General features: G+C 55.8%; 11 protein-coding genes and 1 pseudogene. 2 read left to right on the top strand and 10 right to left on the bottom strand.

Going from position 1 to position 15116, the window contains the following annotated elements; translation table 11 throughout:
* Window positions 1-4: 4 nt before the first annotated feature.
* The 4 genes from ACWIEX_RS02600 to ACWIEX_RS02615 form a co-directional block, all read right to left on the bottom strand.
* On the bottom strand, window positions 5-1438 hold the full coding sequence (locus ACWIEX_RS02600; protein ID WP_454031587.1) for a cytochrome P450: 1434 nt from the start codon (window positions 1436-1438) through the stop codon (window positions 5-7).
* A 299-nt stretch (window positions 1439-1737) separates the two neighbouring features.
* Window positions 1738-2304 carry a glycosyltransferase family protein gene (locus tag ACWIEX_RS02605; RefSeq protein WP_454031588.1) on the bottom strand — a complete coding sequence of 189 codons (567 nt, stop codon included), beginning with the start codon at window positions 2302-2304 and terminating at the stop codon, window positions 1738-1740.
* Window positions 2305-2864: 560 nt separating this feature from the next.
* Window positions 2865-3038, bottom strand: coding sequence for a hypothetical protein (locus ACWIEX_RS02610; RefSeq protein ID WP_454031589.1), 174 nt, complete (start codon window positions 3036-3038; stop codon window positions 2865-2867).
* Window positions 3039-3089: 51 nt separating this feature from the next.
* Window positions 3090-3830, bottom strand: coding sequence for a 3-deoxy-manno-octulosonate cytidylyltransferase (locus ACWIEX_RS02615; RefSeq protein WP_454031590.1), 741 nt, complete (start codon window positions 3828-3830; stop codon window positions 3090-3092).
* A gap of 262 nt (window positions 3831-4092) precedes the next feature.
* Here ACWIEX_RS02615 and ACWIEX_RS02620 point away from each other — a divergent pair.
* Window positions 4093-5195 (top strand): IS3 family transposase gene (locus ACWIEX_RS02620; protein WP_454033445.1). Its coding sequence is split into 2 segments (ribosomal slippage): window positions 4093-4354 and window positions 4354-5195, totalling 1104 coding nucleotides; the frame shifts between segments, so codons are not numbered across the junction.
* A 142-nt stretch (window positions 5196-5337) separates the two neighbouring features.
* Here the strand turns inward: ACWIEX_RS02620 and ACWIEX_RS02625 are convergent.
* The 6 genes from ACWIEX_RS02625 to kdsA form a co-directional block, all read right to left on the bottom strand.
* Entirely contained in the window at window positions 5338-7284 is a 1947-nt protein-coding gene (locus ACWIEX_RS02625; protein WP_454031591.1) for a capsular polysaccharide export protein, LipB/KpsS family, read from the bottom strand.
* Window positions 7285-7735: 451 nt separating this feature from the next.
* Window positions 7736-8743: a right-handed parallel beta-helix repeat-containing protein gene (locus ACWIEX_RS02630; protein ID WP_454031592.1), complete on the bottom strand. Its 1008-nt coding sequence runs from the start codon at window positions 8741-8743 to the stop codon at window positions 7736-7738.
* Window positions 8740-11286, bottom strand: coding sequence for a glycosyltransferase (locus ACWIEX_RS02635; RefSeq protein WP_454031593.1), 2547 nt, complete (start codon window positions 11284-11286; stop codon window positions 8740-8742). Before ACWIEX_RS02635 ends, ACWIEX_RS02630 begins: the two co-directional genes overlap by 4 nt.
* Window positions 11283-11990: an FkbM family methyltransferase gene (locus ACWIEX_RS02640; protein ID WP_454031594.1), complete on the bottom strand. Its 708-nt coding sequence runs from the start codon at window positions 11988-11990 to the stop codon at window positions 11283-11285. Before ACWIEX_RS02640 ends, ACWIEX_RS02635 begins: the two co-directional genes overlap by 4 nt.
* 125 nt (window positions 11991-12115) lie before the next feature.
* The gene (locus ACWIEX_RS02645; RefSeq protein ID WP_454031595.1) at window positions 12116-13120 is read right to left on the bottom strand and encodes a KpsF/GutQ family sugar-phosphate isomerase; all 1005 of its coding nucleotides are present in this window, start codon (window positions 13118-13120) and stop codon (window positions 12116-12118) included.
* A 140-nt stretch (window positions 13121-13260) separates the two neighbouring features.
* Complete coding sequence (kdsA, locus tag ACWIEX_RS02650; protein ID WP_454033446.1) at window positions 13261-14118, bottom strand: 3-deoxy-8-phosphooctulonate synthase; 858 nt, start codon at window positions 14116-14118, stop codon at window positions 13261-13263.
* A 204-nt stretch (window positions 14119-14322) separates the two neighbouring features.
* Here kdsA and ACWIEX_RS02655 point away from each other — a divergent pair.
* Window positions 14323-15090: pseudogene (locus ACWIEX_RS02655) on the top strand (transposase); the annotation flags it as partial.
* Between the last annotated feature and the right edge of the window lie 26 nt (window positions 15091-15116).

The raw sequence follows: 15116 nt of genomic DNA on the forward strand, positions 1-15116 counted from the left end.
CTCGTCAGCTCTCTGGAGGACGCGAGCGCGCGACCACCCGAGCGGGCAGACCACCCTTGGGGCGCAGGGTCAAGCGGCAGACCGGCTCGACCTTGTAGCCTTCCCGCGGCAGAACCTCGAAACGCTGGGCGAGGATGGCCAGGCACAGCGTCGCCTCGTCCAGGCCGAAATTCATGCCGGGGCAAATGCGCGGGCCGACCGCGAACGGGATATAGGCGAAGGGATCGATCCGGGCGCCGGACAGGAAGCGCTCCGGCAGGAAATGGTTCGGCTTGTCCCAGAGGTCGGGGGAGCGGTGCAGCAGCCAGGGCGCGATCATCACCAGCGCCGATTTCTCGACGTCGATATGGCCGATGCGGTCGGCCTCGCGCGCCTGCCGCGGCAGCAACGGAACCGGCGGATAGAGCCGCAGTGTTTCCTGGATCACCGCGCGGCACCAGCGCAGTTGCGGCAGGTCGGCGAGCGCCGGCGCCCTGTCGCCGCAGGCCGTGGCGATCTCGTCATGGACGCTCTGGCGGACCCAGGGGGCGTTGGCCAGCAGGTACCAGGCCCAGCTCAGCGTCGTCGCCGTGGTCTCGTGCCCGGCCATGAAGATCGTCGCTGCCTCGTTGCGGAGCGCCGCGACGTCCAGCGGCGCCCCGCCGCTCTTCTGGTTGCGGCGGATTAGCAGGTCGACCATCGAGCCGGCATCGCCCTCGCCGGCAAGATGGGCGTTGATGACGTTTTCGACGACGCCGTGCACCATCGCGATCGCCTGGCGCCGGCGCTTGCCGCCAAAGGCCGGCCAGCCTTCGTCCGCGCCGAGGAAATAGCCGAGATTGAAGGAATCGGCATGGCGCTGATAGGCGCTGAAACCGTCGATGACTTGCTGGGCGGCTTCGCGTGCGATATTCTTGCCGAATACGGCGCGCGAAATGATCGCCGCGGTGAGGCGGCCCATTTCCTCGGTGAGCTCGACTTCCGCCCCGGCGGGCAGGTCGGCCCATTCGGCCGCAACGGCGAGCGCGGCATCTTCCATGGTTTGGCCGAATTCGGGCAGGCGGCGCTTATGGACGATGTCCGCGACCAGCGGCCGACGCTTTTTCCAGGTCTCGCCCTCGCTGATGAAGAGGCCGTCTCCCAGAAGCGCTTCGAGCGCGCGCCGCATCTGCGGGCTCTTCCGCTCGAAATTGTCGTGCCGGGTGACGACGACGTAGCGGATATGTTCGGGACTGTTCACGAACACGATCTGCCGGCCCAGGATCCGGAAGCTGTCGATGCTGGAGCGATAGTGGCCCTCGGTCCAGCCCGCGATCAGATTGCGGCGGGCTCCGATGATGATCTGGAGCAGATTGGGGTCATGCTGCAAGGGCTCGGGATGGGCAGGGATGAGCGCGTCGAGGCCACGCTCTTCGGTCGTCTGCGGGCTGCGATAAAGCAGGGATACTGCCGACATCATGGTGCAATAGACCGAAACTGACCACGACGGGGAGTCATTGCGCTGCGCGATATCCGAGATTTCAGAAAACCTGTCCAAGCGGGCATAGTTACAGGGACCTCGCGGCGGATTCAACGCTTCCGGGATGGTGCGTTCCATCTGAGCAGGTTGCTTAACGGGCCGTGAACGCCTCGAACCCTGCTTCTTGGTCCGGTCAATCCAGGGTCAGGACTGCCTCCGGCAGGTCGGACATGGCGCGCCTTGTCTCGGCGGGAACGAAGACGGCGTTCTCGTGCCCGGCGGTGCGGAGCGACAACATGTCAGCATCGGACAGAATCCAGCGACGGAGCTCTGACCGGGCCGTACGGCAGGGGTGGTGCGACGCCGACATGCAGGCGTATATCGGCAGCCGCCGCGAGCGGCCCGTTCCAATCCGATGGCGGGATCCAGCTGGCGCGGGCCAGCGCGGCCATGAGCGGGCCGAGCGCGACGGGCGGGGCCTGGTCCGCTGCTCGGGCACACGGCCCGTCTCCCGTCACCGCGATGGACGGCACATCGGCCGGCTCCGACAGAGAACACACGGCATCCCGGGCGCGGTGCTCGAAGCCATGCTTCTCTATGACCAGGCGGCGAAGCGCGGCGACGCGCGCCTGGCAACCTGGCTCGTCCGCCAGCCATCGGCGAATCTGCCCGGTCAGGCCATGGGCATCCTGATAAGTCGGCAACAGGTCCCCGAAAGCCTCATATGCGCCTGCGATGCCGTTGGTGATCGGCAGGGCGCCGGCGGCGATCGCGTCGTAGACCCGGCTGTTTACCGAGCAGTTATTGACCGTGACATGGTTGGCGTCGTCGATCACCAGTTTGGCGCTCGCGTAGATCGCCGGCATTGCTTATAGGGCGCCAGATCTTGCGTGGCCGCAGTAAACTCTGGCACCGCCTCCCAGCCGGCGCCGACGATGCGTACGGTGGCATCGAGTATTTCGGGCACGAGGCTGATGCGATCTCGCGATGAACGCCCCAGTAGGAGCCGGTGAAGCAGATGTCGCAGGCGAGCTCGGCGTCGGGCTGAGCGGCCCCGAACAGGTCCAGATTGGTCGCGATCCTGAGGAGCCGGGTCGGTAGTCCGGTATGCTCGCGAAAGCGCGCGCATTCGCGCTCGGAGGACATCCAGCTCTCGTCGGCGCGCCGCCAGTTCCCGCTGTCCAGCAAATGGTCTCGGATCAGCGAGTGACGGACTCTACTCAAATCTGGAGGAAGATCAGGGTCTCAGGTCACCAGGAAGGCGTCGAAGCAGTTACGGATCCAGAACACCACGCGGCAGGATGGCGAGAGGTTGCATGCCAGGGGCGACCAGGCAGGCAATGGATTCCGTCAACCACATTTCCCAATACCGCCGAACATGACATGCGCGCCGAAACCTCGGCCCCGTGTGTCGAGGAACATCTTGTCACGCCAAGACGCGCGAAAGCACCGCATGTCTGCCGAGATGGGCGAGCTGCCTTGCCGATTGACAAACGCAATCGGTTCGATAGCGGTCCGGCCCGCGCAACTCGTCGAGCGATAGCAGGCTACCTGGTTGGATCGGCATCATCATCGGCTCTTGTTTGCGCTTCATGAACATGGGCTCAATCCGCCCAGCCCGTATTGGTCTTCACACGCCTGTCACGCCCGATCAAAATGGCTTGGCGGCTAGGTACGCACGAGCGCGATCGAGATCGGGCGGCGTGTCGACGCCGCGCGGCACATGGTCGATGACCATGACGTCGATGCGCATGCCGTCTTCCAGCGCACGGAGCTGCTCCAGCTTCTCGCGCAGTTCCAGCGGCGATTGCGGCAGGCTGACGAAACGGTCGAGCGCGGCACGGCGATAGGCGTAGAGGCCGACATGGTGATAGAGCGGCCCCTCGCCATAAGGCGCCGTGGCGCGCGTGAAATAGAGCGCGCGCAGCTGGCCGGGCGCAATCTCGCTGCCGACGAGCTTCACGACGCTCGGCGCCGTCTTCTCCTCCTCGTCGTCGATCACGCCCGCCAGCGTCGCGATATCCACAGCCGGATCAGAAAGCGGTTTCACCGCGGCGGCGATGGCCGAGGGAGCCAGCGTCGGGAAGTCGCCCTGCACATTGACGATGATGTCGTAATGCCTGTCAGGGTCGAGAATGTCGGCCGCTTCCTTGATCCGGTCCGAGCCGGTCTGATGCTCGGCGCTGGTCATCACCGCCTTGCCCCCGGCGGCTTCGATCGCGGCCGCGATTTCCGGCGCATCGGTCGCCACCGCCACATCGCCGGCCCCGGATTCGACCGCCCGGCGCCAGACATGCACGATCATCGGCTCGCCATGGATATCGGCGAGCGGCTTGCCGGGCAGGCGCGTCGCCTGCATGCGGGCCGGGATCAGGATCAGCGGGTTGGACATTGGCTCGGAAAGCTCGCTGGCGGCAAAGGGTTTAAATGGTGTGCGTGCTTATACGAGTTGTAATGCAGCGTGCAAAGCGATCAAGCAGCGCTGGCGACTTGGTCACTGGGCCGCGCGCAGCGAGCACCGGTGGGCGCTAACCTTAACTTCTTCCCTGGCTGATTGATCTATGATCTGAGCCTGATCTGAGCCCTTAAAACTGGATCGCTTTGGGTTAGAGTTTTCCGCGTCGTTTCCCATGGGCTGGGAGGAGCGGAAGACAATGAAGGATTCGAAGTTCTCAGACGCGCGGAAGGCGTTCATCCTGAAGCAGGGCGCGGATGGAATTCCGGTGGCGGAGATCTGCCGACGGGCCGGAATCAGCCAGGCGACCTACTTCAACTGGAAGAAGAAGTATGAGGGTCTGCTGCCGGCCGAGATGCGTCGGCTGAAGCAGCTCGAGGACGAGAATGCGAAGCTGCGCAAGCTCGTCGCCGATCTCGCGCTGGACCGTGAGATGCTGCAGGACGTCATCCGCCGAAAGCTCTGAGGCCTGGTCGCAAGCGCGAGCTCGTCGGCGTGATGTGTGGCGAGTGGCAGGTGTCGATCCGGCGGGCCTGTGCGGTCCTGGAGTTCGACACGTCGAGCTACCACTACAAGTCGTTCCGGCCCGACCAGGCCCCCTTGGCTGCCCGGATCAAGGCGATCTGCGAGACCCGAGTCCGCTATGGCTATCGCCGTGTGGACGTGCTGCTGCGGCGCGAGGGCTGGCATGTCAATCAGAAGCGGATTCGAAGGATCTACAATGAGTTAGGCTTGCAGCTCAGGAACAAGACGCCCAAGCGCGGGGTCAAGGCGAAGCTGCGCGAGGATCGCGCGCCGGCGACACGGCCCAACGATGTCTGGGCGATGGACTTCGTCCATGATCAGCTCGCCACAGGTCGCAAGATCCGGGTTCTGACGGTGGTCGACACCTTCTCGCGCTTTTCGCCGGCGATCGATCCGCGCTTCAGCTACCGGGCCGAGGACGTCGTCGCCACGCTGGAAAGGGTCTGCGCGAAACTTGGCTATCCGAGGACGATCCGGGTCGATCAGGGTTCCGAGTTCGTCAGCCGAGACCTCGACCTGTGGGCCTATGCCAAGGGCGTCACGCTCGACTTCTCGCGCCCGGGGAAACCTACTGACAACGCCTTCATCGAGGCGTTCAATGGCCGCTTCCGCAGCGAATGCCTGAACACGCATTGGTTCCTGACGCTTGCGGATGCGACGGAAAAGATGGAGGCTTGGCTCAGATACTACAACAAGGATCGGCCGCACGGGGCCATCGGCAACAAGCCTCCGATCCTGCTGCAGAATCCCGGCGGAACACCCAGCCTGCCGCCGTGATGAAGGCCGGAAACTCAAGCCTGCGGCGATCCAGCAAATGGTCTCGGATCAGAAGGCCGGAAACTCCAGCCTCCGGCGGTCCAGCAAACGGTCTCGGATCAAACGGTCTCGGATCAGTCTCAGGTCAGGAGGTAACGATACGCTAGCTTGTGGCATCTTGCAGCTCCACCCCTTGAAATGCGAATGTTTCGCCCTTGCCAAGGCTATGACACCAGATTCTAAACTCTATTATGCCGCCGGTCTCGGTATCGAACTCGAAAGCTGGCGGCGGTTTATTGTCTTGGCAGAACCACTCGACGATAGAAACAATCTCGCCATTCAGGACCGCATCGAAGGTCCACTGTGTCTGAGCGGCCTCGCTGTTCGATGATAGAAGGAGTTGCACGCGCCAGTTGCCAGCAGGCAGGTTTCGATAAGGACCGTAAATGACATGTCCGCGGTTGATCGGCCCGGAGATCCAAATTGTAGCGCCATCACGTGAGCGCTGGCATTTCGTAGAAAACAGCGCGGCTTCCAGATAGGATCGCTCATAGCGAAGCACGGATCGCAAGCGTCGGGAAACGAGCCGTGAAATGATTGGCTCTAATAAGCCCTGCCTCCTACGGAGCAAAATAAATGCAATGGAAGCGCCATCGATACTTTGCGTTAGTTCTCTTCCCGCTCTTCCCCGAACTTCGACCTGAATGCTGGGGTCGATCTCGCTTATAATAGAAACTATATTATCTGCATTTAATCTCTGAACATAATCACCTTGAACGCCGGGATTACGTATCTCTAAGGCAACAAGCGTGGACGTTGAGCACCTGTCACACAAACTTCTCAACAAATTATCGGGGGCATGGTGATTTTGCAGATTCCCCCTGTACCGAACAAGTTCCTGGGCGGCTTTCGCTGAGAAGAGCGACCGATAATTCGGCTCGACGATGTCGGCCTTTGGTGAGCAGATAGCCCCTCCATAGGAGTGCTTGGACAAGGACGGACCGGCCACCGCCTCGATCAGGTCGCGATCTGCACCGTCAAGCTTCGTAAGAGCGGTTTCAAGGCGAGGATCGATTTTGAGCTGCGCCTCTAAGGCGCGAGCCGCTTTGGAAATTCGCCGTATCCGGTCCGGATAAAAATTCGCGAACGAGCGAGGGATATTCGTCGCCATACCCAAACGTTCATTTAGCTGATCAATATTTCGATGGCGCACCAAACCAGTTTCAAGTACATGATGGACCAGAATGTCCCGTTTCATTGGATCAAGAGGAGGCAGAGGAGCAGAGAGGTACGCGCCTAAGCGAGATGGATCGCTAAGTTCAGTCGTGCAACCCTTTCTCGAGTAAATTGGCTGGCCCCATACGGCGACCGGCAAATCGTACAGCAGTGCCTCCAATCCAACATTGGAGCTCATAGTCGCGACGACCGCAACTCTTTCAAGGATATCGTGAATCGCAATGCCGGTGGCATCAAACGAATCCTGCATGCGAATTCGGGGCAGGCGTCGGAGCCCACCTTTCGGATGGCTCTTCATTAGCAATCTCCAATCGGGCGGGATGCTATCAATCGCGGCCTGAAGCGACGCTTCGTAGTCGTCGTATGCTCCGAGGTTGACGACAACATTTGCGTCCGTTGGAACCTGCTGTGGGATAAACACGATCGGCCGAGTATCGGCTGTAATCCAATTCTGAAGGCGGGTGAGATCGTCTATTTCGCTGGTCTGGTCGTATTTCGATCTTCGTTCGGACATAAAGCGCCGGACAAACGCCCTCGCCTTTTTGAGAGTCCGTTTCTCCGTAATTGTCGGCGGCCAGGATTTGTCGAATAGACTGAGTCCACGATAAAAATGAGGAGAATAGGGGTCAACAAAATGATGTCCGGAGAAAAAGGGGCTTTCCCAGTAAAGAAAATTTACGGAATTGTGCGAGCAAACATCGGCGATTATTGCTGAAATTACTTCGGCCCCGTTCGGAACTAGAACGTATGCAGGGTTAAGAGCCACAAGCGTCTGCGTGAAACAATGTGCGACCCCCCGCAAATGCTGAGCCCAAGGCGATTCCGGAAGCAGCGTGTCGGGGCGAAGCTCTCCGACGCCGTAGGAATGGCTCATGAGCTGCGGCAGGTCCAATCGGTAACCGTAGATTGAAACGAATGCGAAATCGGAAAACCGTGGCGCGTCTGCAATCTCGGTTCGGAGCAATGGTGGCACGGCCCAGTCCGCGCTCGTACTATTGTGCTCGCTATCGAGCCAGTATGTGAGAATCCTGGGTTGGTATCCACCTTGTTCGATGGTCCGCGCCAATTCTAAGGCGTTCCGATGGGATTCCTCGCCAGTTGTTCGGACGATTAGGATGGACTTTGGCATCTGGGCGGCCTGGCCTCTATCAAATTCTGCTTCGGCGTTCGATTGCGGCCCAGCACCGGACGGCGCACCCGAGATTCCATGTCAAGCGATTTTTTGCGGCATTATTGTTAGTGGTATCCGGCTGGTGCAAGTCCCACCAAGGCAGGCGCCCGCCTTCCAGGCCAGAACAATCGATCGGTATGCAAATCAATTTCTACTAGCGTATGATATTGCCAACCCCGCCGTCCGTATTGTCGATACTGCTGCCGAAAGGGTAGCCGTCATCCTCGTGGCAGTAAGGGCTCCGACCGCCTCGAGAATTTTCTACAACATGACGTGGTCGATGCTTAGAATTATTTACAAAATGGTTTCTGTCGATAATATTAAAAGAAGGTGTTTGATGTCGAATGACTCCTTTTTCGCCGCAGTTACGATATAACGATATGCCAGGGAACTCATCAATGTAAATCTTATTTTCAATTATTCTATTATTGGCAGATCCATCTATTGCTATAACCTCGCGGCCAGTTTTTGTTGTAATTTCATTTCCGCTAATAAAGTTATCTCCGCTTTCGGCATCAAGATAAATGGCAACTGATCGCGTAAAGCCATCAATTCGCGACTTCGTTATATTTACACGTGTTACACCTGATCCGACATAAATAGGAATATCGTCATCGGTTGTAATTGAAACGCTCTCTAAAGAGATACCGAACGGCGCAGCAGCTTGGGTCCGAACCGTATGCCCTTGGCGTCGGGAAGACTGACGCAAATCCTCACCGTTTCCGGGCATACCGGAGATCTGGACTCGGCCTTCGATCCGACAGTTTCGGATGCTAACGCCAGACGGTCGCTCCCAAACAACAGCGCCGTCAGGACCTTCCCGCCGGCGTGATCGAATTTCGATTGCTGGGGTCCTCCGTGTGCCCCGATCGTAGCGACGAATCGCGCCGCCGTGGCAATCGAGAACAATGCCCGTTACCGCCCCTTCAATTAATATTCCCGCACTCAATACTTCATTTGATTGAATTGAAAGGCTCCTATCGAGATGCAGGGGCGCCCTTAAGCGGAGCGCGTCACCATGCACCCGAGCCTCAGAAAACACTTCCTTTCGTTCGAGTTCCTCAGCAATCGTATCGGATCCAATAGGCAGCAGCATGATTGGAAACGCTAAAACGGCCTTCCATAGCTGCGGCGGGCGGTATGGTACAAGCTCGGCACTCACGCGCCGGGCCTCATTCCCCTTAACGTCAAAGATTGGATCGATATTTGTTGAACTCCAGAGGTCCACAGCCGAATTTCAATCGAAGCTCCGCCTCCAGTATTTGAAGGTAGCGCAAAATCGATCGGAATTGTGACCGCGTGATCGGTTAACCAGCCATTCAATTCATGGCGTGCCAATTCAACACTGCCATCTACGACCTCCAATACAAAGGTCTGTGCAGCGGAAGCGCTTGCGTCAGTAGGAGGCAGACTGACTGGAGCGATGACCACGTCAACATGATATGATCCAGGATCAAGGCGCCGATAAGGGCCGTACATAATATGGCCCGAAACACTAGGGCGAGACTTGATAAAAGGCGCTCCGGCGTCACGCACTCCGGACGCTCCGACTTGCATCAAAGGAAGCCAATCCTCTGGCAACCGATTGTTCCGCATATCTCCTATAAGATCAAAGGCCTCCTCAATCGTAATCATGCGCGCCGAGATTGGATGGATATAAACCGACATGAGAACGCACGCGGCGAAAAAAAGCTCTTCGATAGTTCGCTTTTGCTGCCGGCGCGGTAGTGTTTGGCGATCATTTGTCAATCCCCAGCCGGCGTAGAATGGGATTCCGAATACAACTACTTCTTTTGAACGTAGAAGGGCTTCGAATCCGACCTGGGAAGAAACAGTGTATACCTTAGAGCATGTCTCCAGCACAAAAGTTATATCGATATTATCAGGCAGCAATATAAAGCGTTCATCTATATTTGATGGCAATGGCTCACGAACGTTATCGGGATGGCGCTTAAAATAGATTGTAGCGTCAGGATTCTCATCGATTGCGCACTGCAGCATCTCGCTAAAGGTTTTGCGATCGGCCCCGCCAAACTCTATGCTGGCGTCGTTGACCTTCTGGTCGATGACCACGACAGCGCCTTGCTCGAGAACGTGCTTCCTTCGCCCGCCTGCATAGGCATTATACTTAGTAATGCTCTCATTGACCACACGATCTATCAGCTTCCTCGAACGTTTTAACTCCGGCTCTGTTAGCTTGAAATCTTTGCAATTTAATATCGTTTCAAGACGAGACGGATTCCGTGCATCAAAATAAAATCCCATGTCATCTACAATATATCCAAAGCACTGTCTTTGCCAGCCAGGGCCTTTCTGGTCATAATAACCAGCGTAGGCACCAAAAAAAGATGTCTCAGCAAACAACAATTCCTTCCCGTAAAAGCTGCTATTGAGACACTGCCAATACAAATCCTGTCTCAAGCGCTGCACGAGAACAAGACTAATGGCGCAAGTGCTTGGGCTAAAATCTCTGGAAATGCGGGACGTTTTAAAGATCGGCTTAATATTGGTATGAAAGCCGCCCTCCAAGTCATGCTTTTCGCCATTCGTAAAAATATTGCAATTTTCCGCCAAGCCGTTAATAAACTCAGACGGGATGAACCGGCGCTCGGACCTCTGGCGTCCAATATCTCGGAGTTGGATTGTATTAGTGGCGATGAGAACCTGAAATGGGACACGCTCGTCAGACGATTTTTTTACAGCTTCTTTGAGGGCGTCGACCTGTGATTGAATAGAATTGTTTTTCTCTGGAACAGCGGCCATGATTTGGTGCACCTCCGGGCGTTTGTCGAATGCTGTGGAATTTGACGTAGATTTTCGTTGAGAAGGAAGGGCAAGATTCATTTGTGGCCTCGGCCCTTCAGGCAATGACCGTTCAATCTCTTCACGAAACTCTGTTAGTACGACCGCCGCAAGCCAATCGGCCGTCTTAGGGTGATCAAAAGACTGCCAAGGCTTTCGCTTGTAGGTGTAGTGAATAATACCGGGAGCTTCTATCGCGCTAGAAAATTCAAGCTTGTTATAGTAGTTATTGATCCCAACGTTCTTAGTTGCCCAAACGGGATCAAACATCGAGCCATGTACATTCCACTTGAGCGGAGCATACAAAATGCGGTCGGAAAAGCAGCAATTAATTATTTGCTGATCACCCAAGCTAATGTTATGTAAATTGTTATCTATATAGTTATCGATGATACACGAAAAATTAATTCCGCGGATCTGAGAAAGGTTGAATAACGTTACGCCGGCATTGATATGCCGAGATTTCTCGGCCATCCCAAATTTATAGTTATATAATTTACTGATCGAATCTTCGACTCCGGAGAATAGGTTATTTCCCATATCTAGGTCATAAAGAGGTGAAATGTCGCACTTAATAATCAAATCGCTATCTAAGTATAAAGCGCGATCGATTCCGGGCGGGAGCATCTCATGCATCAGGAGTCTAAAATAGGTCGCAATAGAAATCCCAGGCGTGGTTCTTACATTTTTAAATTTAGTAGCATCAACGACAATCTGGTGTAATGAAAAATTATGTACGTCTCGTAGTCTTTCAATTTTGCGTAGCGTCTCGTGGCTTATTGGCTCAGCAACAAGTAAGTATATTGCGATATCGCGTGAGCGTTCGACGGTTTGCAGAATAGATGCAATTGTAACGCATGTGTATTTTGCGTACAATTCATCTGTTGCAAATACTAAATTCACGCCATCGTCTCCAGTTTGGCGTAATTTTTAGCGTCGCGTATAAATGTAACAACTGAGCCATTAGAATTATACTCATCATATACAAAGCCACGAGACATCATGGAATAAAATAAAGAAGCTACACCTTCCCGGCCAACAACATTGGTATGAAGCTCAACGATAATTTTTTTGACCCCCGCAAGTGCGGCATCTCGGAATGTCGCGACCTCGGCTCCCTCAATATCTGAAACTATCATCGTAGGTCGGAATGACATCACGGCCTCGGTCAACGAGATCGATGGAACCATGACCTTGTCAACATAGTCACCAGATTTCTCTTCCAGTGAAGAGCCCCAGAAATTTTGTCTGACAAAGAACGGGATCGTCGAGGCTGCTCCTTCGGCAGTGAGAACACCATTTCTGATTTCGGCATTCTCAACACCATTCAATGTATGGACGCGCTGAATGTATCCTACTAGACGCGGGTCAGCTTCGAACGATAGCACCTGCTCCGTGTACGGATTAAGGCCTGCTAACGTTGACATGAAGCCCAAACCAGCACCCAGTTCGAGTACTCGTTCGCCCTGCGCTATAAGTGATGCGAGCTGCTTCGCCTCCTTTTGCTCGTATCTTTGAGCTCTCAGAGAGTCGAGTACTCTGGTACTCAAAATTGCACTATCGTAAGGAAAACGAATTCCCCTGCAAATAACTTCCTCAGTTTTCATTAGCAGATCCACCGTAGCTATGCTCAATCGCGAGAATTCAAAATGCGCATATTTGAAAGATCTGCGCTTGGTTGCATCCCATTTGTACGTCAAAGGCATCGTTCGAATTTGACAATTTGATGAAGCTAAGCGACGCCTGCTCTCAACAAATCATGAATATGGAGGATCCCGGTCGGTCGCCTATCGACAACAATAAATATGGATGTTATTTTTGCCTGATTCATCAGGTGAAGCGCCTCATCTACCAGTGTATCTGGTCCAATGTGGAGCGGAGCAACGGTCATCGCCGATGTGATGGGCTGATCCACAAAGCCGTTGCTGAAAGCTCGCCGAAGATCGCCATCAGTCACCACGCCGATGAGTTCATCGTTTTCGTTTAGCACACCGGTAATTCCGAACCGTTTTGCCGTCATCTCGACGATCGCTTGAGAAAGAGAGACGCCGCCGCTCACCAGCGGTAACTCTGCCTCCCTGTGCATTAGATTGGAGACCTTCTTCAGCCGCGCGCCAAGCTTCCCTCCAGGATGGAACTGCCTGAACTGCCCTGCCGTAAATCCCTGCATCGCGAGCAACGCTACGGCAAGCGCATCTCCAATCGCCATTTGCATCAACGATGACGTGGTTGGCGCTAACCCATTCGGACATGCTTCGGGCATGGAAGGGAGGCAAAGAGTTATATCGGATGCGGAGCCGAGCGCGCTGTCCGCGCGAGATGTAATGCCAACCAATTGAACCCGGAAGCGCCGTGTATAAGCGATAATGTCAGCCAACTCGGGCGCCTCGCCCGACCAGGAGAGGGCGAGCACCAAATCCGCAGCACTGATCATGCCGAGGTCGCCATGACTTGCTTCACCCGGATGTACGAAATGCGCAGGGGTTCCGGTCGAGGCCAATGTCGCCGCAATCTTACGACCGACATGCCCGGATTTGCCCATGCCCGTGACGATCACCCGGCCATGTGATTGCCCAACTAACCGGATGGCCGCGCAGGCGAGTTCGACGCGCTCGCCAAGTGGCCCGTCTAACGCAGCGCGTAACGCCATCAAGCCTTGTGTCTCAAGATCCAAAGTCCGGCGAGCTTCATCGACGGCCGTAATGAGACGTCCGGATAGCGACGCTGCAAGTGCCATATGACCTAAATCTCCGAATAAAATTTAGAATCGGACAAGCGTACCCGCTGTTAGGGCGGTCCGGGCGTGCTCGATATCTGGAAGAGGCTTTCGTGGCAAGAGCGTTGGGTCAAGTCTTACGCGAACTAATGCAACCGGCATCATGCGCCGTCTGGCCTCTGCTTTTTAACAACCGCGTCGATCTCCATCAGAGAGCCAACTAACGCCCCAAACTGTTTCAGCGGAATCATGTTAGGTCCATCCGACGGCGCCTTATCCGGATCTGGATGTGTTTCGATGAAGACGCCGGCGACGCCAACTGCGACAGCCGCGCGTGCCAGCACCGGCACGTATTCACGTTGTCCCCCCGAGCTTTTTCCAAGCCCGCCGGGTTGTTGAACTGAGTGAGTAGCGTCGAAGATCACCGGAGCTCCAGTCTCGGCCATTAAAGGAAGGCCACGGAAATCGGTTACGAGTGTATTGTATCCAAATGAGCTGCCACGCTCAGTCAGCATCACTTTCTTATTTCCAGTGCCAGTGAGTTTATCAACTACGTTTTTCATATCCCACGGAGCGAGAAATTGCCCTTTCTTAACATTAATCGCTTTCATCGTCGCAGCTGCAGCAATCAACAAGTCGGTCTGGCGGCAGAGAAAAGCAGGAATTTGAATTATATCGACAACATCGGATAATAAATTGCATTGCTCGATGCTGTGTACATCTGTCAGAACCGACAGGCCGAAGCGTTCCCGAATTTCAGCGAAGATTGGAATGGAGAGGCGTAATCCAAGGCCCCGGTGCGCACTAGCGCTCGTTCGGTTGGCTTTATCGAAAGATGTCTTGTAAACGATACCTATCTTAAGGGAATTAGCTATTGTTTTAATTTCACATGCTACTTCTAATGCGTGTTGACGACTCTCAATTTGGCAGGGGCCCGCTATAACGGCGATCGGGAGGTTGTTTCCAAAGCGAGCAGAGCCGAATTCTAGAATCCTTTCCGGTGAATTCAACGTATCAATCTTCACGGCCGCCCTCGAGTAGTATTTTGGATGGAATTGATGGCCAGAATAAACGTATATACATGGCCGCGTCGATTTCCTATTGTAGTCTGGATTCCGGATTGTGGTCAAATGCTCGGAAACCGAGGTGGGGCCTGCTCCTGGAAGTGGGTTCAGTTGTCGTGCAATTTTTGGGCATTCTGAGTCTCATCGAGGGCGGACGCTATGCCACGCGATCAACGCACGAATGAGCAAATCGCCTTTGCCCTTCGGCAGGCGGAAAGCGGCGCGCCGGTGGCGGAGATTCGTCGGAAGATGGGCGTCTCGGAACCGAACTTCTATCGCTTGAAGAAGCAGTTCCGGGATGAGGTCCCCGCGATCCGGAGCCTCAAGCAGCTTGAAGATGAGAATGTGAAGATGAAGCCGCAGGTCGTGGATCTGACGCTTGACCGAGCAATGTTGCAGGATGTTTTCAAGAGAACGTGGTGAGGCCCGCCGCTCGGCGAAAGGTCGTAGGCCATCTGCGGACGGCCTTTGGCGTCAGCGAGCGGCGGGCCTGTCGGGCGACCGGATTTCAGCGGCCGAGCCAGCGCTATCGAAGGCGGTCCGATCCTCAGTTGGCGCTTTGCCAGAGATTTGGCGAACCCGCCGCGGCGCGGGGAGTTACGGCTATCGGCGTTTGCACATCCTGTTGCGTCGGGAGGGCAGGTTCGTGAACCATATGCGCACCGACCGCGTCTATCGCGAGGAGGGATTGTCGATCCGCGCGAAGTTGCCGCACCGCAAGCGGGCCTGTCGCTACCCTCAGGCGTGATCGGCGATCGACGCTCCCAACGCGGTCAGGGCCCTCGACTTCATGTGGGGCCGGCTCTTCGTCGAGATCGAGTTTTCTCGCCCGGGTTGGTTACGGATAGTGCGTACATTGAGGCGTTCAACGCCCGCTTACGTGCGGAATGCCTCGATGCCTCCAGGTTCCTATCAATGGCCGATGCCTCCCTCGAAGGCAGCTCCCCTGACGT

It is taken from the genome of Allobosea sp. NPDC055353 (assembly GCF_053644975.1).

Excerpts from the sequence above, each read along its gene's own strand:
- ACWIEX_RS02600 (WP_454031587.1), bottom strand. The coding sequence starts at position 1,438 with ATGATGTCGGCAGTATCCCTGCTTTATCGCAGCCCGCAGACGACCGAA.
- ACWIEX_RS02605 (WP_454031588.1), bottom strand. The coding sequence starts at position 2,304 with ATGCCGGCGATCTACGCGAGCGCCAAACTGGTGATCGACGACGCCAAC.
- ACWIEX_RS02610 (WP_454031589.1), bottom strand. The coding sequence starts at position 3,038 with ATGTTCATGAAGCGCAAACAAGAGCCGATGATGATGCCGATCCAACCA.
- ACWIEX_RS02615 (WP_454031590.1), bottom strand. The coding sequence starts at position 3,830 with ATGTCCAACCCGCTGATCCTGATCCCGGCCCGCATGCAGGCGACGCGC.
- ACWIEX_RS02625 (WP_454031591.1), bottom strand. The coding sequence starts at position 7,284 with ATGAGCCATTCCTACGGCGTCGGAGAGCTTCGCCCCGACACGCTGCTT.
- ACWIEX_RS02640 (WP_454031594.1), bottom strand. The coding sequence starts at position 11,990 with ATGAAAACTGAGGAAGTTATTTGCAGGGGAATTCGTTTTCCTTACGAT.
- ACWIEX_RS02645 (WP_454031595.1), bottom strand. The coding sequence starts at position 13,120 with ATGGCACTTGCAGCGTCGCTATCCGGACGTCTCATTACGGCCGTCGAT.